Source organism: Sinomonas sp. RB5 (assembly GCF_054063535.1).
In genome coordinates, this window is sequence record NZ_JBSSGJ010000007.1 from 111,806 (window position 1) to 130,809 (window position 19,004).

Consider the following 19,004-nt stretch of genomic DNA (forward strand, 5'->3'; position numbering starts at 1 on the left):
GCCCGCAGCTTCAAGCACGTGCCGCGTGGAGGCGCGCCCCGCCGGGCTCCGTTGCCGCCGTTCAGCGCGGTATTCTCCTCCGATCGCCCTCGCGCGGCCCCCGCGGGAGGAGCGCCCGGGGGCCCTCGCCGCGGTGGAGAGGCGCCGCCGCCGTTGGCCGGGGCACCACGCTGGCGGCGCGAACATGACCGGGTACCGCCGCCTCCGGCTAACAGTCCCTTCCCGCGCGCGGCTAGAGTGGCATCTGAGTGCCCGGCGCCCGGCAGACCCCTCCGGCCGCGCGGCGCTCAGAGTACCAACGGCCCTGCACGCACAGGGCACCGCGACGAGACTGCCCGCATCCGGCTGCCACCAGCTCCGGCCCTACGGGCTCGAAGAGAGGTTTGGACGTGTCTGTAGGAGAGGAAACCTCGCACATCCTCAGCGGCCTGACGAATCAGCTGCCGGACCGCGATCCCGAAGAGACCGCCGAATGGGTTGAGTCCCTCGACTCCCTGATCGAGGAACACGGCACCGAGCGCGCGCAGTACATCATGCGCAGCCTCCTGCAGCGGGCCGGTTCGCGCAGTGTCGGAGTCCCGATGGTCACCACCACGGACTTCGTGAACACCATCCCGGCCGACCAGGAGCCCGAGTACCCGGGCAACGAGGAGTTCGAGCGCCGCTACCGCGCGTACATGCGCTGGAACGCCGCGATCATGGTCCACCGGGCCCAGCGCCCCGGCATCGGCGTCGGCGGCCACATCTCCACCTACGCCGGTGCGGCCACGCTCTACGAGGTGGGCTTCAACCACTTCTTCCGCGGCAAGGACCACCCCGGCGGCGGCGACCAGGTCTTCTTCCAGGGCCACGCCTCCCCGGGCATGTACGCCCGCGCGTTCATGGAGGGCCGCCTCACCGAGGAGGACCTCGACGGGTTCCGCCAGGAGAAGTCGAAGGAGGGCCACGCGCTCTCCTCCTATCCGCACCCGCGCATGATGCCGGAGTTCTGGGAGTTCCCCACGGTCTCCATGGGCATCGGCCCGATGAACGCGATCTACCAGGCGCAGACCAACCGCTACCTCCACAACCGCGGGATCAAGGACACCTCGGACCAGCACGTCTGGGCATTCCTCGGCGACGGGGAGATGGACGAGCCGGAGTCCCGCGGCCTGCTCCAGCTCGCGGCGAACGAGAACCTGGACAACCTCACGTTCGTGGTCAACTGCAACCTCCAGCGCCTCGACGGCCCGGTGCGCGGCAACGGCAAGATCATCCAGGAGCTCGAGGCGTTCTTCCGCGGCGCCGGCTGGAACGTCATCAAGGTCATCTGGGGCCGCGAGTGGGACTCCCTGCTCGCCCGCGACGACAACAACCAGCTCGTCAAGATCATGAACGAGACGCTCGACGGCGACTACCAGACGTACAAGGCGGAGTCCGGCGGATTCGTCCGGGACCACTTCTTCGGCAAGACCCCGGAGACCAAGGAGCTCGTCGCCGACTACACGGACGAGCAGATCTGGAACCTCAAGCGCGGCGGCCACGACTACTGGAAGGTCTACGCGGCCTACAAGGCGGCCACCGAGTTCAAGGGCAAGCCGACCGTGGTGCTCGCCATGACGGTCAAGGGCTACGGCCTGGGCCCGCACTTCGAGGGCCGCAACGCGACCCACCAGATGAAGAAGATGACGCTGGGCGACCTCAAGGACTTCCGCGACCACCTGCGCATCCCGATCACGGACGAGCAGCTCGAGGCCAACCCCTACGAGCCCCCGTACTACCACCCCGGGCAGGACTCGCCCGAGATCCAGTACATGATGGAGCGGCGCAAGGGGCTCGGCGGCTTCCTGCCCGAGCGGCGCGACCCCCATGAGGGCATCGCGCTGCCGGCCGAGAAGTCGTTCGAGGTCGCCAAGCGCGGCTCGGGCAAGCAGCAGGCCGCCACGACCATGGCGTTCGTGCGCCTGCTCAAGGACCTCATGCGGGACAAGGAGTTCGGCAAGCGGATCGTGCCGATCGTCCCGGACGAGGCGCGCACGTTCGGCATGGACGCGTTCTTCCCCACGGCGAAGATCTACAACCCCAAGGGCCAGAACTACCTCTCGGTGGACCGCGACCTCGTCTTGGCCTACAAGGAGGCGCCCGAGGGCCAGATCCTGCACGCCGGGATCAACGAGGCCGGCTCGATCGCGGCCTTCACCGCCGCGGGCACGTCCTACGCGACGCACGGCGAGACGCTCGTGCCGGTCTACGTCTTCTACTCGATGTTCGGCTTCCAGCGCACCGGCGACGGGATCTGGGCTGCGGCGGACCAGATGGCGCGCGGGTTCATCATCGGCGCCACCGCGGGCCGGACCACGCTCACGGGCGAGGGGACGCAGCACGCCGACGGGCACTCGCCCCTGCTCGCCTCGACCAACCCCGCGGTCGTCACGTACGACCCCGCCTACGGGTATGAGATCGGGCACATCGTCAAGGCCGGGCTCGAGCGCATGTACGGCGGCAAGCACCCGCAGCCGAACGTCATGTACTACCTCACCGTCTACAACGAGCCGATCGTCCAGCCGGCCGAGCCCGACGAGCTCGACGTCGAAGGCCTGCTCAAGGGCATCTACCTGCTGGCCCCGGCCAAGATCGACGGGCCGCGCACGCAGATGCTGGCCTCGGGCGTCTCCGTGCCGTGGGCCCTCGAGGCCCAGAAGATCCTCGCCGACGAGTGGGGCGTCTCGGCCGACGTGTGGAGCGTGACCTCCTGGAGCGAGCTGCGCCGCGACGGCCTCGCCGCCGAGGAGGAGGCCTTCCTCCACCCGGAGAAGGAGGCTCGCGTGCCGTTCGTCACGCAGCAGCTCGCCGGGGCGACCGGCCCGATCGTGGCCGTCACGGACTACATGAAGGCCGTGCCGGACCAGATCCGCCAGTTCCTCCCGAACGAGTTCGCGACCCTCGGCGCCGATGACTTCGGCTTCGCCGACACGCGCGCCGCCGCACGGCGGTACTTCCACATCGACGCGCACTCCGTGGTGGTGCGGGCGCTGCAGATGCTCGCCCGCCGCGGCGAGGTCGACGCCGACGCGCCCCGCCAGGCCTTCGAGCGGTACCGCCTCCTCGATGTGAACGCCGGCACCACCGGCAACGCGGGCGGCGAGAGCTAGCCCGCGGCGCTCGCGGCGCACATCGGCCGCCTGCAGGCGACCCTCCGACGACGGCGGCCCTCCCCACTCCGGGGAGGGCCGCCGTCGTGCGTAGCGGAGGGCGCCCCGGAACCGTGCGGCCGCCCGAGTCCGCAGCCGCGTGTGGCATGGCACACCGGCGCTTGTAGCCTTCACACAAAACTGGTTCCCACCTGAGCGCTCGCTATGCTCTTCCCATGGCCCAGCCGCAGCATTCCCCCGCAACCCCGCCGAACGGGAAGCTGACCATCTCGCCGGCGAAGGCCGAGACGGTCAAGAAGCTGCGGGCCAACGTCGGGCAGCTCTCCACGAGCACCATGCGGGAGCTCGAGCGGTCCCTGCCGTGGTACTCCCGGCTGAGCGCGGACGAGCGCTCCGCCCTCGGGCTCGTGGCCCAGAACGGGATCGCGGCGTTCGTCACCTGGTACGAGCGCCCCACCCTGCCCACCTGGATCCTCTCCGACGTATTCGGCACCGCCCCGACGGAGCTCACGCGCTCCATCAGCCTGCAGAAGGCGCTCCAGCTGATCCGCATCGTGGTCGAGACCGTCGAGGACCAGGTGCCGCACCTCGCCCCCGAAGAGGACCAGCCGGCGCTGCGGGAGGCCGTGCTGCGCTACTCCCGCGAGGTGGCCTTCGCCGCGGCGGACGTCTACGCGCGCGCCGCCGAGACCCGGGGATCGTGGGACACCCGCCTCGAAGCCCTCATCGTCGATGCGATCCTGCGCGGGGAGAACACGGACGCCCTGAGGTCCCGCATCGCGGCGCTCGGATGGAAGGCCCAGGAGCGCTTCACGGTCATGGTGGGCTCCTCCCCGCTCGAGCCCAGCCCGACCTATGTGGGCGAGCTGCGGCGGATCGCGGGCCGGCACGCCCAGGACGCCCTGGTCGGCATCCAGGGCGACCGCCTGATCCTCATCCTCGGCGGCCTGCAGGAGCCGGCGACGGCCATGGCACGCCTGGCCGAGCTCTTCGCCCCCGGCCCGGTGGTGTACGGGCCGGAGGCCGCGACCCTGACCGAGGCGAGCACCTCCGCCCAGGCGGCCTTCGCGGGCCTGTCCGCCGCCCGGGCCTGGCCCAACGCCCCGCGCCCGGTCGCGGCGGACGACCTGCTTCCGGAGCGGGTGGCGGCCGGCGACGACGCCGCCCGCCGCGCCCTCGTCCAGAAGATCTACCGCCCCCTGGTGGCAGCCTCCAATGGGCTGGTCGAGACCCTCAGCGCCTACTTCGAACTGGGCCACTCGCTCGAGGCGACGGCGCGGGAGCTGTTCGTCCACGCCAACACCGTCCGCTACCGGCTGCGCCGCGTGTGCGACGTCACCGGGTGGGACCCGCTCCTGCCCCGCGAGGCGTTCGTCCTGCAGACGGCGCTCGTCGTGGGACGTCTCGCCGCGGCCCCGAAACCGCCCCCCGAACGGCATCCGCAGCGGTCCTGAGTCCGGGTTGCCGCCGCGAGCACGTTGTAGACTTCCCACAAACCGCATGGAGGAGCTTCGTGCGCGCTCTCCCCACTCAGAGCACCCCCGATTTGGAAAGCTTGGTGACGTGCTAGCAATTGTCTGCCCTGGACAGGGCTCCCAGACGCCCGGATTCCTGGCCCCCTGGCTCGAGCTGCCCTCCGTCGCCGACCGCCTCGGGGCCCTCGGCGAGGTGGTCGGCCTCGATCTCGTGGCGCACGGGACGACCTCGGACGAGGAGACGATCAAGGACACCGCGGTGGCCCAGCCGCTCATCGTGGCCGCTGGCATTGTCGCTGCCGAGGCGATGTTCGACGCCGAGCTCTCCGACCTGCCCGTCGTGCTCGCCGGACACTCGGTCGGTGAGATCACCGCATCCGTCCTCGCCGGCGTGCTCAGCGCCGAGGACGCCATGCGCTTCGTCGGCGTCCGTGCCCGGGGCATGGCCAAGGCCGCCTCAGTCACCCCCACCGGGATGAGCGCGGTCGTGGGCGGAGACCGCGACGAGGTCCTCGCCGCGATCGCCGCCGCGGGCGCCGAGCCGGCCAATGTCAACGGCGGCGGCCAGATCGTCGCCGCCGGCACGTTCGAGGCCCTCAAGCAGCTCGCGGACAATCCGCCGGCCAAGGCCCGCGTCATCCCCCTCAAGGTGGCCGGTGCCTTCCACACGCAGCACATGGCCTCGGCCGTGGCGGACCTCGAGGCCCTCCGGCCCGAGCTGGCCGTCAGTGATCCGGCCGTTCCCCTGCTCTCGAACTTCGACGGTGCGGAGGTCGCCTCGGGCGAGGCCGCGCTCGAGAGCCTCATCGCCCAGGTCTCCCGCCCGGTGCGCTGGGACCTGTGCATGGAGACGCTCGCTGCGCGCGGCGTCACCGGCGTGATCGAGCTCGCCCCCGCAGGCACGCTCGTCGGCCTCGCGAAGCGGGGCATGCCCGGCATCAAGACCGTGGCGGTCAAGGGACCCTCCGACGTCGACGCGGCCCTCGAGCTCTTCGCCGCCGATGACGCCAGCAGCGACAAGGAGACCGTGTGAGCACCCCGACACTCAAGCAGGCCGAGACGCACGCGTACGCGCGCATCCTCGGCATCGGCGCCTACCGCCCGTCGGTCGTCGTCACCAATGACGACGTCTGCCAGTGGATCGACTCCTCGGACGAATGGATCCGCCAGCGCACCGGCATCGTGACCCGCCGCCGCGCCCCCGAGGACGTGAGCGTCCTCGACATGGCAGAGGGCGCCTCCCGCGATGCCCTCGCCTCGGCAGGCATCGAGGCGAACCAGCTCGGCGCCGTCATCGTCTCGACCGTGTCCCACCCCTACGCGACCCCGTCCGCGGCCGCCGCCCTGGCGGACCGCCTCGGGGCCACGCCGGCACCCGCCTACGACATCTCCGCCGCGTGCGCCGGATACTGCTACGGCATCGCCCAGGGCGACGCGCTGGTCCGCTCCGGCGCGGCCGACTACGTGCTCGTGGTCGGCGCCGAGAAGCTCAGCGACTTCATCGACAACACCGAGCGAAGCATCTCCTTCCTGCTCGGCGACGGCGCGGGCGCCGTCGTGATCGGCCCCTCCGAGACGCCCGGCATCGGCCCCTCGGTGTGGGGCTCGGACGGCAGCAAGTGGAATGTCATCGGCATGACGCACTCGCTTCTGGACGTCCGCGACCTCTCGGACGAGGCCGAGCACAACGGCGCGAGCAACGCAGCCGCGGTGCTGGGCACGGAGGCGAAGATCTGGCCGACCCTGCGCCAGGACGGACAGAGCGTCTTCCGCTGGGCCGTCTGGGAGATGGCCAAGGTGGCCCGGAGGGCGCTCGACGCCGCGGGCATCGAGCCTGAGGACCTCGCCGCGTTCATCCCGCACCAGGCGAACATGCGCATCATCGACGAGATGGTCAAGCAGCTCAAGCTGCCCGAGACGGTCATCGTCGGCCGGGACATCGCCGAGTCGGGGAACACCTCCGCGGCCTCGATCCCCCTCGCGACGGTGCGGCTGCTCGACGAGCACCCCGACCTCCACGGCAAGCTGGCACTGCAGATCGGCTTCGGCGCGGGCCTCGTCTTCGGCGCCCAGGTCGTCGTCCTCCCCTGAGACCGCGGCACGGCCCCCGGGCCGTGCTGAGACCACGCCGCGCACAGCGGCTGGAACCCTGATCCGGCGGACCGCCGGGAACCGAGAAAAGGAGCCGACATGGCAACCAACGAAGAGATCCTCGCCGGTCTGGCCGAGATCGTCAACGAGGAGACGGGGCTCGCCACCGACGCCGTCCAGCTCGACAAGTCGTTCACCGACGACCTCGACATCGACTCGATCTCGATGATGACCATCGTGGTCAACGCCGAGGAGAAGTTCGGCGTCCGCATCCCGGACGAGGAGGTCAAGAACCTCACCACGGTTGGCGACGCCGTCGACTTCATCGCCAAGGCCCAGGCCTAAGGGCCTCGCGCCCCGGCGGCCGGCGCCCCTGCGCCGGCCGCCCCCTGTTGACGAGGCCAGAGCCTTCTGGCCTCATCCCGCACCACGAAAGTAGCGAAGCATGGCGCGCAAAGTTGTTGTGACCGGCCTTGGTGCCACGACGCCCATCGGCGGCGACGTCCCCACCCTGTGGCAGAACGCCCTCAAGGGCGTCTCGGGCGTCCGCAGGCTCACCGATGACTGGGTCGAGCAGTACGAGCTGCCGGTCAAGATTGCCGCCAAGCTCTCCACCCCTGCCGACCAGGTGCTCAGCCGGGTCGAGATGAAGCGCATGGACCCCTCCACCCAGTACGGTGTGATCGCGGCCCGCGAGGCCTGGCGGGACTCCGGCATCGAAGAGATCGACCACGACCGCCTCGCGGTCGCCTTCGCCACCGGGATCGGCGGCGTCTGGACCCTGCTCAACGGGTGGGACACGCTCAAGGAGAAGGGCCCGCGCCGGGTCCTGCCGATGACCGTGCCGATGCTGATGCCCAACGGCGTGGCCGCGGCGGTCAGCCTCGACCTCGGCGCGCGGGCCGGCGCCCACACCCCGGTGTCTGCGTGCGCATCCGGCACCGAGGCCATGGCCGTGGGCCAGGAGCTCATCCGCGCCGGCAAGGCCGACGTCGTGATGGTCGGAGGCGCGGAGGCCGCGATCCACCCGATGCCGCTCGCCTCCTTCGCTGCGATGCAGGCGCTCTCCAAGCGCAACGACGACCCCGAGCACGCCTCCCGCCCCTACGACCTCGACCGCGACGGCTTCGTCATGGGCGAAGGGGCGGGCGCGCTCGTGCTCGAGGCGGAGGAGCACGCCCTCGCGCGCGGCGCCCGCATCTACGCTGAGCTCGCCGGCACGTCGGTCACGGCCGACGCGTACCACATCACCGCGCCGGATCCGGAGGGCCTGGGCGCCACCCGAGCGCTCAAGGCCGCGATGTTCGACGCTCGCGTCCAGCCGGAGGACGTGGTGCACGTCAACGCTCACGCGACCTCGACGCCGGTCGGCGACAAGCCCGAGTACACCGCGCTCAGGGCCGCGCTCGGCACCCACGTGGACAATGTGGCGGTCTCTGCGACGAAGTCGCAGATGGGCCACCTCCTCGGCGCCTCCGGTGCCGTCGAGGCCGTCCTCACCGTCCTCGCCGTGCAGGAGCGACGCGCTCCCGCCACGATCAACCTCGACCACCAGGACCCGGAGATCCCGCTCGATGTGGTCACCACAGCACGGGACCTCCCGCAGGGGGACATCGTCGCCCTCAGCAACTCCTTCGGCTTCGGCGGCCACAACGCGGTCGTGGTGATCCGCAACCACTGACGCGGACACGCCGAGAACGCGCCAACGGGGAGGGGGCCAGTCGGATGACTGGCCCCCTCCCCGTTGGTGTCACACAGACGCAGACAGGTGGGACAGGTGAGGCTGGGGCGGTGGTCAGCCGACCTGGTGGAGCCAGCGGACCGGTGCGCCCTCGGCGGCGTGGCGGAACGGCTCGAGCTCCTCGTCCCAGGCCTCGCCGAGGGCGAGGGAGAGCTCGTGGTAGACGGCCGCCGCGTCCCCGCCTGCAGACTCGTAGGCGTACCGGATGCGGTCTTCGGAGATGACGATGTTGCCGTGGACGTCGGTCATGGCGTGGAAGATGCCGAGCTCGGGGGTGTGCGACCACCGGCCGCCGTCCACGCTGGGGCTCGGCTCCTCCGTGACCTCGTAGCGCAGGTGGGCCCAGCCGCGCAGGGCCGAGGCGAGCTGGGCGCCGGTCCCGGGCTTGCCGATCCACGACAGCTCGGCACGGAACATTCCCGGAGCGGCAGGCTGCGCCGTCCAGTCGAGATCCGTCCGCTTGTCCACCACCGAGCTGATGGCCCACTCGACGTGCGGGCACAGCGCGCTCGGTGCCGAGTGCACGAACAGCAGACCACGGGTCATCACTGCAGACATTCCATCCTCCATCGCTGTCGGTACGTCTTCCCCTACGACCGTCAGCTGGCGGATCCAGCGATGCGTGGCTATTGAGTTGTCCCTCCGGGAGGAGGTGCCCCACGTCCGTAAGGCGCGGGACCCGCTCCGACCGGGGCTTCGCGACCATTCTGCCGGACGAATCTGCCAGATGCCAGTAGGCCCCGCCAGTGTGGCAGCAGGCTATGCGCGCGGATGGGACGCCAAGTAGCTCGCCCGCAGCCGTTCGACGGACACGTGGGTGTACAGCTGGGTGGTGGCCAGGCTGGCGTGCCCGAGGAGCTCCTGGACGCTGCGGAGGTCGGCGCCCCCGTCGAGGAGGTGGGTCGCGGCGGTGTGGCGGAGGGCGTGCGGACCGCTGGCCGAGGTGTCGCCGAGCCCCCTCAGGGCGCGGTCGACGACGGTCCGTGCCTGACGCTGCCCGAGCCGGCCGCCGCGGGCGCCGAGGAAGAGGGCAGCGCCGCTGGCACTGGTCGTGAGCGCCGTCCGCGCGCCGAGCCAGCGGGTGAGGGCGTCCGCGGCAGGGACCCCGAAGGGTACCGTCCTCTCCTTGTTGCCCTTGCCGAGCACCCGGATGGTGCGACGGCCGAAGTCCGCGTCGTCGACGTCGAGGGCCACGAGTTCGCCGATCCGCACCCCCGTCGCGTACAGGAGCTCGACCAGGGCCAGGTCCCTCACGGCCACCGGGTCGCCCTCGGCGGCGGCCGCAGCGGCGCCATCCAGCAGCCGTTCGGCCTGATCCCGGTGCAGGACCTCGGGCAGGGGCGCCTGCCGCTTGGGGGCCGCGAGCCGGATCGATGGGTCCGCGTCCAGGTGGCCTTCCCTGGCGGCCCACGCAAGGAACGAGCGCGCGGCGGCCGACCGCCGCGCCAGGGTCGACCTCGCGAGCCCCGCCTCGCTCTGGCGGCCGAGCCAGCGGCGGAGCATGGCCAGGTCGAGTGCCCGCAGGTCCACGGCGCCGTCCTCGGCGGCGGAGGCGAGCATCGAGGTGAGGTCCGACTCGTAGGCGCGCACCGTGTGGGCTGAGCGGCCGCGTTCCAGGGCGAGATGGCGCAGGTACGACCGCAGGGGGCCATCCAGCCCCTCGGGCACTGCACCGGCGTCCATGGAGCCTCCTCGTCGTGGCCTTCGGGCCTCCTCCATCCTTCGCGGCCGCCGCTGCAGCGGCAAGCCCGACACGCACAGCGCGGGACAGGTCCGGCCGGAGCATGGCTCTCACGCCTGCCTGCTGCGCCTCCAGCCGCCCTCGGACCGCTCGCACAGGCCCACGAGGGACAGCCGTCCCAGTCCTGCCCGGATCTCGGCCTCGCTCAGGCCCGCGACCACCGCGAGGCTCTCCACCGCCGCGCCCCGCCGCACGGGCAGCGCCTCGAGCACCATGAGGTCGACGAGCGAGAGCCCGTCATGGGCGCGAGCGGGTGCTGACGGGTCCTCCGCGAGGCCCTCCCCCGACGGTGCCACCAGTTCGTAGGCCTCCTTGGCGTCGGTGACGCAGGCGGCGCCGTCCCGGAGGAGCCGGTGGCATCCGGCCGAGTTCGCGCTGTAGACCGAGCCCGGGACAGCGGCGACGTGCCGGCCGAGGTCCACAGCCCTGCGGGCCGTGCTGAGAGCCCCGGAGCGCCATCTCGCCTCCACCACCACGGTCAGGGCGGACATCGCCGCAATGAGGCGGTTCCGTTTGAGGAAACGGTGCTTGGAGGGCGAGGCACCGGGGGGCAGCTCGGAGACAAGATGGCCCCGCCGGGCAACCTCCCGGAGCAGCTCCTCGTTGCCCGTGGGGTAGTAGCGATCCACGCCCCCAGCCATGACGGCGACCGTGGGGACGCCGGCCGCGGAGGAGGACAGTGCGGCCCGGTGCGCCTGTCCGTCGATGCCGTAGGCGCCTCCGCTGACCACCGTCAGCCCGAGGTCGGCCACGCCGCGGGCCAGCTCCCCTGCGACCGAGATCCCATAGCCTGTGGCGTCGCGTGATCCGACGACGGCCACGCTGCGCTCGGCCGCCGGGAGCGGTTCGTCACCGCGGACCCACAGGCACAGCGGGCCCTCGGCGCCGAGTCCGAGGAGCCCGGCCGGCCATTCGGCGTCCTCGGGGATCACGAGCCGGCCGCCGAGCCGTGCCGTCGCCTCCAGGTCCCGTTCGGGCGCGAGGTGCTGCACCCGCGGGGCCCACCGCTCGAGGGCCCCGGCCAGGGCGCCCGGCCGGGTCGCCGCCGCCCGCGGCCCGGACGCTCCCCCGGGATCAGGGCCGGCCGCGTCCTCGAGGGCCGTCCCGAGGGCGGCCAGATCCGCGGCCGGTACGCGCCCCGAGGCGATCCGGAGGGCTTCCTCGGGGCCGAACGCCTCCACGAGCAGCACGCCCACCGGATCGAGGGGCTCAAAGAGCCGTGACAGGGCTGCCCTGGCGATCCGTACCTGATCCGTCCCGTTGCCCTCCCCGACCACGGCCCAGCCGCCGCGCGCCTGCTGTCCCGGAGTCATGCCGCCACCGCCTGCCGGAGGAGGAGCGCCTGCCCCACCTCATCGCTTCCTGGCCGGTCGAGCCCTGCCAGATCCGCGATGGACCAGGCGAGTCGGAGGACCCGGTCGAAGCCCCGGGCGGTGAGGGTGTTCGCCACCATCGCCCGGTCCAGCAGCGCGGTGGCCGCCGGATCGAGGCGGAGCTGGCCGCGCAGAAGGCGTCCGGGCACCTGGGCATTGGTCTCGAGCCCGTACTGCTGGAGCCGCTCAGCCTGCCGGCGACGGGCGGCGAGGATGCGGGGAGCGACGTCCGCCGTGGCCTCCCCCGCCGGCGCCTGCCCGAAGTCGATGGCCGAGACCTTGTTCACGCGCAGCTGGATGTCCACTCTGTCCAGCAGCGGTCCGGAGAGGCGCCCGAAGTAGCGCCGCTTGGCCTGCGCGGTGCAGGTGCACTCGAGTGCCTTGCCCGTCCCCTTCCCGCACGGGCAGGGGTTCGCGGCGACCACGAGCTGGAAGCGCGCAGGGTAGGCCGCGGCGCCCGCGGCGCGGTGGATCACGAGCTCGCCGCTCTCGAGCGGCTGCCGGAGGGAGTCGAGCACCCGACGCTCGTACTCGGGAGCCTCGTCGAGGAAGAGGACACCACGGTGCGCGCGGGAGGCCGCCCCGGGCCGCGGGATGCCCGTGCCTCCCCCGATGATGGCGGGGGCGCTCGCGGTGTGGTGCGGGCTCTCGAAGGGCGGACGGCGGATGAGGGCACTCGTTCCGGGCTCGCCCGAGAGGGAGTGGATCGCGGTGACCTCCATGGCCGCCTCGTCGTCGAGGTCGGGGAGGATCCCGGGGAGCCGCTCGGCGAGCATCGTCTTGCCGGCTCCGGGCGGTCCCACGAGCATGATGTGGTGGCCGCCGGCCGCCGCCACCTCGACGGCGGCGCGGGCCTCTGACTGGCCCGCGACGTCCCTCAGGTCGGGGACGGCGAGCGGGCGGGGCGCGGGCCGTCCGCTGTCCTCGTCCGGACCCGTACCGCCGTCCTCGCAGGAGGGCACCGCGACCGCCTCGGGATCGGCTCCGAGGTCGAGGGCGAGCTGCCCGAGGGACTCGTAGGCGTGCACCCGGGCCCCGGGGACGAGCGAGGCCTCGCGGGCGTTGGCGCCGGCAACCACGACGTCGGGTCGTCCGCCCCGTACGGCCGCCATGACCGCCGGGAGCACGCCGCGCACGGGCCGGAGCCTGCCGTCGAGGCCCAGCTCGGCGAGGAACACGACGCCGGCTGGCGGCCGCAGGTCTCCCGCGGCCGCGAGCGACGCCACCGCGATCGCCAGGTCGAAGCCCGTGCCACGCTTGGGCAGGGAGGCCGGGATCAGGTTGACGGTGAGCTTGCGCCGGCTCAGGGGCAGGCCGCTGTTCTTGGCGGCGCTGCGGATCCGCTCGCGGGCCTCGCTCAGCGCCGAGTCCGGCAGGCCGAGGAGGACGAAGCTGGGCAGCGTCTGGCCGATGTCTGCCTCGACCTCGACGAGGTAGCCGTTCAGGCCTACGAGGGCCACACCGAGCGCGCGCCCGACGCCCGCCATCAGGCCACGCCCCGCAGGTGCTCGATCCTGGCCGCCTCGCCGTCCCGCCCGGTGACGGCGATGACGTCCACGCGCCTGGCCCTCGCCCGGAGCCCGTGCCCCTCAGCCCACGCCGCGAGCAGACGCACGAGCCGGCCGAGCTTGGCGGCGTCGACGGCCTCGAACGGGTGCCCGTAGTCCCAGGAGCGGCGGGCCTTCACCTCGACCGCGACGAGGGTCCCGCCCTCCGAGGCGACAATGTCCAGCTCGCCGTCCCGGCACCGCCAATTGCGGTCCAGGATGGCGGCGCCGGCCGTCCGCAGGTACTCTTCCGCGAGGCGTTCCCCGCGCTGACCGAGTCTGTCCTTGGCTCTCATGGGACCAGACTCGCGCCGGAGCGGACCGCTCGACCGGCAGCGGGGGGCCGATGTGGGCAACTCGCCCACGGGGTCGGCTGTGGAGGAGAAGTGGCGCCCCGCTAGGCCCCCAGGCCTCCCTTGGGCAGGCCCAGGTCCTCGACCTTGGGCAGCTCCTCGACGTTGACGTCTTTGAAGGTGATGACGCGGACGCTCTTGACGAAGCGCGCACTGCGGTACACGTCCCAGACCCAGGCGTCCTGGAGGGTCAGGTCGAAGTAGACCTCGCCGTCGGCCGAGCGGGCCTGCAGGTCCACGTGGTTGGCGAGGTAGAACCGCCGCTCCGTCTCCACCACGTAGCTGAACAGCGAGATGACATCCCGGTATTCGCGGTAGAGCTGGAGCTCCATGTCCGTCTCGTAGTTCTCAAGGTCTTCGGCGCTCATAGTCCTATCTTCCTCCCGTCGAGATCCTCCGCCGCCACAGCACGCTCCTGCGCGGCGGCCTCGATCTCGTCTTCGGTGTCGGCGTCCGCCGTCCCCAAGCGCCACGAGCGGCGGTGGAGCACGGTGGGGCCGTGCTCCAGGAGCGCCGCCCTGTGCTCGGGCGTGGCGTAGCCCTTGTTGACGGCCCAGCCGAAGCGCGGATCCTGGGTCCCGTACTGGACCATGAGCCCGTCCCGGGCCACCTTGGCGAGGATGCTCGCCGCGGCCACGGCCTGGCAGGCAAGGTCGGCCTTGATCGTAGTCTGGACCGGGAGCATGGGGCCGGCGTCGGGCTCGTCGAAGAGCGAGCCCTGGCCGCCGCGGGAGAGCCAGTCGTAGTTGCCGTCGAGGTGCACCGCGTGCGGCACGACGCCGGCGGCGGCGATCTCGGCCAGTGCACGGTGCCCGGCCCGGCGCAGCGCCTCCATGAGGCCCACCTCGTCGATCTCCTCCGCGCCCGCGTGCCCCACGGCCGCCCCGACCGCCCAGGCCTGGATCATCGGGACGAGTTCCACGCGCCGCTCGGGGGTGAGGAGCTTGCTGTCACGCAGTACCGTGCGGGTCACGACGCGGCGCGCGTCGACGACGACGATCCCTACCGAGACGGGGCCCGCCAGCGCGCCCCGGCCCACCTCGTCGCAGCCGGCGATGAGGGGGCCGTAGGCCTGTGCGAGCCGGTTGACGAACCGCAGGGTGGGCGCCGTGGCGCGGCGCGGACGCGGAGCCCGCGCGCCGGCGGCGATGCGGGTGCTCATTTCGGTGCGGGCACGTCCTTGAACGTGTCCGGGTAGCTGTCGAGGGAGCGGATGCGGTTCAGCGGCCAGGCGATGACGGCGGCCTGGCCTTCGACGTCGCTGAGCGAGACAAAGCCCGAGCCCGGCTGGACCGAGTTGTGGTAGCGCGAGTCCGAGGAATGGTTCCTGTTGTCACCCATCACCCAGATGCTGTTGGCCGGAACCGTCACGTCGAACGGCACGACCCGCGGCGTCTCCGCAGGGTTGACGTACGGCTCGTTGAGGGCGGCGCCGTTGACGGTGATGTGCTGCGACGCGTCGCAGCACACGACGTGGTCGCCCGGCAGTCCGATGACGCGCTTGATGAGGTGCTGCTGGGACGTATCCGGCAGCAGGCCGACGAACTCGAGCACTTCCTGCACGGGGTTGGCCGCCGTCTGGGGCGCCTCCGGAAGCCATCCCTTGGTGTCCCTGAACACGACGACCTCGCCGCGCTGCAGCGGGAAGTTCCGCGGCACGAACAGGTTCACGAAGATCCGGTCGTTCTCCTCGAGCGTGGGCACCATCGACTCGGACGGGATGTAGAACGCCTTGAACAGGAAGGTCTTGATGAGGAAGGACAGCACGATCGCCACCCCGAGGATGATCGCGATCTCGCGGATCCAGGCCATGAGGCCTCCGCGCCGCGGGGCCGCTCCCCCGTCGCCGGCACCCTCCGCTTCCGGCCCCGCTCCTGCGGCGTCGGCCCCGGCATCTCGGCTGCGCATCACTGGGTGTCCTTCTTTGCTGTCGGGGAGGCGGTGAACCCGCCCAATCTATCAAGTGGCCACAGGATCGCCACCGGCCGGCCGATCACCTTGTCCGCCCGGACCAGGCCGCCCCCGGGGGCGCCCAGCAGTGCCCGGGAATCGGAGGACACCGAGCGGTGGTCGCCCAGGAGCCACAGCCGCCCGGCCGGCACGACGACGTCGAACCGCTGTTCGCTGGGCGCATCGCCCGGGAACAGGTACGGCTCATCGAGGGGCTGGCCGTTCACCTCGATCTTCCCACTCGCGGTGCAGCAGCGGACATGGTCGCCGCCCACGCCGATGACCCGCTTGACGTAGACGGTCTCGGTGGGCACGATCCCGAGCCATTCGGCCGCACCCTGGACGAGGTCCCCCGCCCATCCGCGGCCCGAGGTCAGGGGTGCGAAGGAACCCCGGCCGTCGAAGACGACGACGTCTCCGCGGCGGATGGGCGCCGGGTCGACGTCGGCGCGGACGACGCCGATCCGGTCCCCCGGGTCCAGCAGCGGCTGCATCGACTCGGAGGGGATGTAGAAGACGTCGACCACGAACGAGCGGATGACCGCCCAGACGACGACGGCCAGAACGACGGCCAGAACGACCGAACGCCAGCCCCGCAGCCGGGACTGGCGTTCGGATCGTGCCATGGAGGTGGCGTTCAGCACGCTTCGAGCAGCTCGGGGCTACTTGGTGCGGTTGAAGTCGCGCTTCTCCTTGATCTTGGCGGCCTTGCCGCGCCGCTCGCGCATGTAGTAGAGCTTGGCGCGGCGCACATCACCACGGGTCACGACCTCGATCTTGTCGATGATCGGGGAGTGCACGGGGAACGTGCGCTCGACGCCGACACCGAAGGAGACCTTGCGGACCGTGAAGGTCTCGCGCACGCCGTGACCCTGGCGGCCGACGACGAAGCCCTGGAAGACCTGGACGCGGGAGTTCTTGCCCTCGATGATGTTCACGTGCACCTTGAGGGTGTCACCGGGCGCGAACGCCGGGATGTCGGAGCGCAGCGAGGCGGCATCGACGGAGTCGAGGATGTTCATTCTCATATCTCCTGGCAGATGCCACAGGTCACCTGCTTTGGTGTGCGGCCCGCACCGCGCTGGGGCGATCGAGCCGGAAGCCATGACCGCCCGCCGAAGGGCCCGGCAGGGCGGCGTGTCCATCACCGTTGGCTCAGGCCCCCTGTGGCAGGTCCAATGCCCGGCAGACACAACGCTCCATTGTGCCATATCGCGGACGGACCCGTCACTTCCGCCCCGGCGTCAGTCCGCCTGCGGAGCCCGGCGCAGCCGTCCGTCCGCCACCTCGTAGCCGAGTTCGCGCAGCACGGCGCGCTCGGCCTTGCCGAAGGGTGCGGCGTCCGCCCCGTCGAGGAGCTCGGGCCGCCGCGCCGCGGTCCGGCGCAGCTGCTGCTCGAGACGCCAGGAGGCAATCTTGCCGTGGTTCCCGGAGAGCAGGACCTCGGGAACGTCGTGCCCGCGCCACGACGAGGGCTTGGTGTAGACGGGGTACTCAAGCAGCCCGTCGGCGTGGGACTCCTCCACGAGGGACTCGGGGTTGCCCACGACGCCGGGGAGGAGACGGCCGATCGCCTCCACCATGGCCATGACGGCCACCTCTCCCCCGTTGAGCACGTAGTCCCCGAGGCTCACGGGTCGCACCTCGAAGCGCTGCTCCGCCCATTCCAGGACGCGCTCGTCGATGCCCTCGTAGCGGCCGCATGCGAAGGCGAGGGTGGGTTCCTCGGCGAGCTCGTAGGCCATGGCCTGGGTGAAGACCGCCCCGGCCGGGGACGGAACGATGAGCACCGGCCGGCGCGCGGCGACCGGGCCGGCGTCGTGCCCGGCATTGCCCGCGGCGGCGCCCTGTGCCACGAGGACCTGCTCGAGGGCCAACGCCCACGGCTCGGCCTTCATGACCATGCCGGCCCCGCCGCCGTAGGGCGTGTCGTCCACCGTGCGGTGGCGGTCGAAGGTGAAGTCGCGGAGGTCGTGGACCGCGAGGTCCAGCAGCCCGTCCTCCTGGGCGCGGCCCAGGAGGGACAGCCGCAGCGGCGCGAGGTAGTCGGGGAAGATGCTGACGACGTCGATGCGCACCTACGCCTCCGACCCCGGCCCGGGCTCCGGCTCGCCCCCGGGGGCACCGGCGTCGCCGGTGTCGCGGTTGAGCTCGAGGAGGCCGGGCGGCGGGACGAGGACGATGAAGCCGCCCTCCACGTCCACCTCCGGCACGATCTCCTCGACGAACGGGACGAGGACCTCCCCCGTCGGCGTGTCGAGGACCAGGAGATCCTGCACGGGCATCGTCTGGAGCGCGGCGACGGTGCCGACGTCGCGGCCGTCCACGCGGACGGCCAGGCCGACGAGCTCGTGCTCGTACCAGCCCTCATCGTCGTCCTCGAGGTCCTCCGACTCGAGGTAGAGCTTGACCCCGCGGAGCTGCTCGGCGCGGGTGCGGTCAGGCACCTCGGCGAAGGAGAGCAGGAGGATGTCCTTGTTCCAGCGCGCGCCCGCGAGCGTCAGGGGACCGCTCGAGGAGGGCTCGACGATGAACTCGGTGCCGGGGACGAAACGGTCCTCGGGGGCATCGGTGAGGACCTGGACGGTGACCTCGCCGCGGATGCCGTGCGGCTTGCCGATCCGTGCGACCTGGACCTGCATGGGATGGGCCTCCTGCGTGGTGGGGCCGGGGGCCCCGTCGGGGTGCGGTGCGCGGCTGCCGGCCGCGAAGGGTGGAGACAGCTCCGGCCCCTCCACCCTGGTGGGAGGAGGGGCCGGAACGGTGGTGGTGAGGCAGCGTCAGCGACGGCGGTCGGTGTCGACGACGTCGACACGGACCGGATCGCCGTCGGCGAGGGCCGCAACCACGGTGCGCAGTGCGCGGGCGGTGCGTCCCTGGCGGCCGATGACGCGTCCGAGGTCGTCCTCGTGGACGCGCACCTCGAGGACGTCGCCGCGGCGGCCGCTCTTGGCCTGGACCGCAACGTCATCCGGGTTGTCCACGATGCCGCGGACCAGGTGCTCGAGTGCCTCGGCCAGCAAGTTACTCAGCCTCGGCCTCGGCGGGGGCCTCGGCGGACTCCTCGGCCTCCTTGGAAGCCTTCGGGGCCTCGGGGAGGATCACGGAACCCTTCTCGGGAGCCACGAACGGCTCCTTGCCCTTCGGGAACTTGAGGGTGCCCTCGGCGCCCGGAAGGCCCTTGAACTTCTGCCAGTCACCGGTGATCTTGAGGAGCACCTCGACCTGCTCGGTCGGCTGGGCGCCGACGCCGAGCCAGTACTGGGCGCGCTCGGAGTTGACCTCGATGAACGAGGGATCCTCGGTGGGGTGGTACTTGCCGATCTCCTCGATCGCACGGCCATCGCGCTTGGTGCGCGAGTCGGCGACGACGATGCGGTAGTACGGGGCGCGCATCTTGCCGAAGCGCTTGAGTCGAATCTTAACGGCCACGGTTGTGGTCACTCCTGTTTCTGCACATGAGGCGAGCCCGGACTTTTCCGCTCCCGTGGGGCGGGCCGTACTTCGCCAGGGCTCCGATGGACACAACCGCGCGCGGAGAGAGGGGGCCGCGCGGATTGGTACCTGATCATTGTGCCAGATCCGGTGGCGTTTCGCATGCC

At 71.6% G+C, this 19,004-nt stretch carries 20 protein-coding genes; 6 read left to right on the forward strand and 14 right to left on the reverse strand.

Annotated features, from left to right (window positions below):
* Positions 1–389 precede the first annotated feature (389 nt).
* From aceE to fabF, 6 genes are all read left to right on the forward strand, one after another.
* Complete coding sequence (gene aceE, locus ACVWWH_RS10145; protein ID WP_457316493.1) at positions 390–3,131, forward strand: pyruvate dehydrogenase (acetyl-transferring), homodimeric type; 2,742 nt, start codon at positions 390–392, stop codon at positions 3,129–3,131.
* Between the two features lie 215 nt (positions 3,132–3,346).
* Positions 3,347–4,585: a PucR family transcriptional regulator gene (locus ACVWWH_RS10150; protein WP_066498241.1), complete on the forward strand. Its 1,239-nt coding sequence runs from the start codon at positions 3,347–3,349 to the stop codon at positions 4,583–4,585.
* Between the two features lie 109 nt (positions 4,586–4,694).
* On the forward strand, positions 4,695–5,639 hold the full coding sequence (locus tag ACVWWH_RS10155) for an ACP S-malonyltransferase (RefSeq protein WP_457316494.1): 945 nt from the start codon (positions 4,695–4,697) through the stop codon (positions 5,637–5,639).
* Positions 5,636–6,697 carry a beta-ketoacyl-ACP synthase III gene (locus ACVWWH_RS10160; protein ID WP_066498243.1) on the forward strand — a complete coding sequence of 354 codons (1,062 nt, stop codon included), beginning with the start codon at positions 5,636–5,638 and terminating at the stop codon, positions 6,695–6,697. The genes ACVWWH_RS10155 and ACVWWH_RS10160 overlap by 4 nt, the downstream gene beginning before the upstream one ends.
* A gap of 99 nt (positions 6,698–6,796) precedes the next feature.
* Positions 6,797–7,042 carry an acyl carrier protein gene (locus ACVWWH_RS10165; protein WP_066498244.1) on the forward strand — a complete coding sequence of 82 codons (246 nt, stop codon included), beginning with the start codon at positions 6,797–6,799 and terminating at the stop codon, positions 7,040–7,042.
* Positions 7,043–7,142: 100 nt separating this feature from the next.
* Positions 7,143–8,378: a beta-ketoacyl-ACP synthase II gene (gene fabF, locus ACVWWH_RS10170; RefSeq protein WP_066498245.1), complete on the forward strand. Its 1,236-nt coding sequence runs from the start codon at positions 7,143–7,145 to the stop codon at positions 8,376–8,378.
* Between the two features lie 114 nt (positions 8,379–8,492).
* Here fabF and ACVWWH_RS10175 read toward each other — a convergent pair whose 3' ends face one another.
* The 14 genes from ACVWWH_RS10175 to rpsP form a co-directional block, all read right to left on the reverse strand.
* A complete protein-coding gene (locus tag ACVWWH_RS10175; protein ID WP_066498250.1) occupies positions 8,493–8,996 on the reverse strand; it encodes a DUF3145 domain-containing protein in 504 nt (167 codons plus the stop codon).
* Positions 8,997–9,197: 201 nt separating this feature from the next.
* Positions 9,198–10,121: a tyrosine recombinase XerC gene (locus ACVWWH_RS10180; RefSeq protein ID WP_457316495.1), complete on the reverse strand. Its 924-nt coding sequence runs from the start codon at positions 10,119–10,121 to the stop codon at positions 9,198–9,200.
* Between the two features lie 108 nt (positions 10,122–10,229).
* Complete coding sequence (gene dprA, locus ACVWWH_RS10185; protein ID WP_457316496.1) at positions 10,230–11,492, reverse strand: DNA-processing protein DprA; 1,263 nt, start codon at positions 11,490–11,492, stop codon at positions 10,230–10,232.
* Positions 11,489–13,039 (reverse strand): YifB family Mg chelatase-like AAA ATPase, encoded by a 1,551-nt coding sequence (locus ACVWWH_RS10190; protein ID WP_457316497.1) that lies wholly within the window; start codon positions 13,037–13,039, stop codon positions 11,489–11,491. The genes dprA and ACVWWH_RS10190 overlap by 4 nt, the downstream gene beginning before the upstream one ends.
* Entirely contained in the window at positions 13,039–13,395 is a 357-nt protein-coding gene (locus tag ACVWWH_RS10195; RefSeq protein WP_066498255.1) for a YraN family protein, read from the reverse strand. Before ACVWWH_RS10195 ends, ACVWWH_RS10190 begins: the two co-directional genes overlap by 1 nt.
* 101 nt (positions 13,396–13,496) lie before the next feature.
* Positions 13,497–13,820 (reverse strand): DUF2469 domain-containing protein, encoded by a 324-nt coding sequence (locus ACVWWH_RS10200; protein ID WP_066498256.1) that lies wholly within the window; start codon positions 13,818–13,820, stop codon positions 13,497–13,499.
* Positions 13,817–14,614, reverse strand: coding sequence for a ribonuclease HII (locus tag ACVWWH_RS10205; RefSeq protein ID WP_457316498.1), 798 nt, complete (start codon positions 14,612–14,614; stop codon positions 13,817–13,819). The genes ACVWWH_RS10200 and ACVWWH_RS10205 overlap by 4 nt, the downstream gene beginning before the upstream one ends.
* A complete protein-coding gene (lepB, locus tag ACVWWH_RS10210; protein WP_457316499.1) occupies positions 14,611–15,360 on the reverse strand; it encodes a signal peptidase I in 750 nt (249 codons plus the stop codon). Before lepB (ACVWWH_RS10210) ends, ACVWWH_RS10205 begins: the two co-directional genes overlap by 4 nt.
* Positions 15,360–16,028, reverse strand: coding sequence for a signal peptidase I (gene lepB, locus ACVWWH_RS10215; protein ID WP_066502413.1), 669 nt, complete (start codon positions 16,026–16,028; stop codon positions 15,360–15,362). The genes lepB (ACVWWH_RS10210) and lepB (ACVWWH_RS10215) overlap by 1 nt, the downstream gene beginning before the upstream one ends.
* A 36-nt stretch (positions 16,029–16,064) precedes the next feature.
* On the reverse strand, positions 16,065–16,424 hold the full coding sequence (rplS, locus tag ACVWWH_RS10220) for a 50S ribosomal protein L19 (RefSeq protein ID WP_457316500.1): 360 nt from the start codon (positions 16,422–16,424) through the stop codon (positions 16,065–16,067).
* A 222-nt stretch (positions 16,425–16,646) separates the two neighbouring features.
* Complete coding sequence (gene trmD, locus ACVWWH_RS10225; protein ID WP_457316501.1) at positions 16,647–17,480, reverse strand: tRNA (guanosine(37)-N1)-methyltransferase TrmD; 834 nt, start codon at positions 17,478–17,480, stop codon at positions 16,647–16,649.
* Positions 17,481–18,044 carry a ribosome maturation factor RimM gene (gene rimM, locus ACVWWH_RS10230; RefSeq protein ID WP_457316502.1) on the reverse strand — a complete coding sequence of 188 codons (564 nt, stop codon included), beginning with the start codon at positions 18,042–18,044 and terminating at the stop codon, positions 17,481–17,483.
* A gap of 138 nt (positions 18,045–18,182) precedes the next feature.
* Positions 18,183–18,425: an RNA-binding protein gene (locus ACVWWH_RS10235; protein ID WP_457316503.1), complete on the reverse strand. Its 243-nt coding sequence runs from the start codon at positions 18,423–18,425 to the stop codon at positions 18,183–18,185.
* 1 nt (position 18,426) lies between these two features.
* Positions 18,427–18,834: a 30S ribosomal protein S16 gene (gene rpsP, locus ACVWWH_RS10240; RefSeq protein ID WP_066498272.1), complete on the reverse strand. Its 408-nt coding sequence runs from the start codon at positions 18,832–18,834 to the stop codon at positions 18,427–18,429.
* Positions 18,835–19,004: the final 170 nt, after the last annotated feature.

Bases quoted from the DNA above. Each gene is read 5' to 3' on its own strand.
- rimM (WP_457316502.1), bottom strand. From the start codon at position 18,044: ATGCAGGTCCAGGTCGCACGGATCGGCAAGCCGCACGGCATCCGCGGC.
- ACVWWH_RS10180 (WP_457316495.1), bottom strand. From the start codon at position 10,121: ATGGACGCCGGTGCAGTGCCCGAGGGGCTGGATGGCCCCCTGCGGTCG.
- fabF (WP_066498245.1), top strand. From the start codon at position 7,143: ATGGCGCGCAAAGTTGTTGTGACCGGCCTTGGTGCCACGACGCCCATC.
- ACVWWH_RS10205 (WP_457316498.1), bottom strand. From the start codon at position 14,614: ATGAGCACCCGCATCGCCGCCGGCGCGCGGGCTCCGCGTCCGCGCCGC.
- ACVWWH_RS10195 (WP_066498255.1), bottom strand. From the start codon at position 13,395: ATGAGAGCCAAGGACAGACTCGGTCAGCGCGGGGAACGCCTCGCGGAA.
- ACVWWH_RS10165 (WP_066498244.1), top strand. From the start codon at position 6,797: ATGGCAACCAACGAAGAGATCCTCGCCGGTCTGGCCGAGATCGTCAAC.
- lepB (WP_457316499.1), bottom strand. From the start codon at position 15,360: ATGCGCAGCCGAGATGCCGGGGCCGACGCCGCAGGAGCGGGGCCGGAA.
- ACVWWH_RS10190 (WP_457316497.1), bottom strand. From the start codon at position 13,039: ATGGCGGGCGTCGGGCGCGCGCTCGGTGTGGCCCTCGTAGGCCTGAAC.
- ACVWWH_RS10150 (WP_066498241.1), top strand. From the start codon at position 3,347: ATGGCCCAGCCGCAGCATTCCCCCGCAACCCCGCCGAACGGGAAGCTG.
- ACVWWH_RS10200 (WP_066498256.1), bottom strand. From the start codon at position 13,820: ATGAGCGCCGAAGACCTTGAGAACTACGAGACGGACATGGAGCTCCAG.
- lepB (WP_066502413.1), bottom strand. From the start codon at position 16,028: ATGGCACGATCCGAACGCCAGTCCCGGCTGCGGGGCTGGCGTTCGGTC.
- rplS (WP_457316500.1), bottom strand. From the start codon at position 16,424: ATGAACATCCTCGACTCCGTCGATGCCGCCTCGCTGCGCTCCGACATC.
- ACVWWH_RS10175 (WP_066498250.1), bottom strand. From the start codon at position 8,996: ATGTCTGCAGTGATGACCCGTGGTCTGCTGTTCGTGCACTCGGCACCG.
- dprA (WP_457316496.1), bottom strand. From the start codon at position 11,492: ATGACTCCGGGACAGCAGGCGCGCGGCGGCTGGGCCGTGGTCGGGGAG.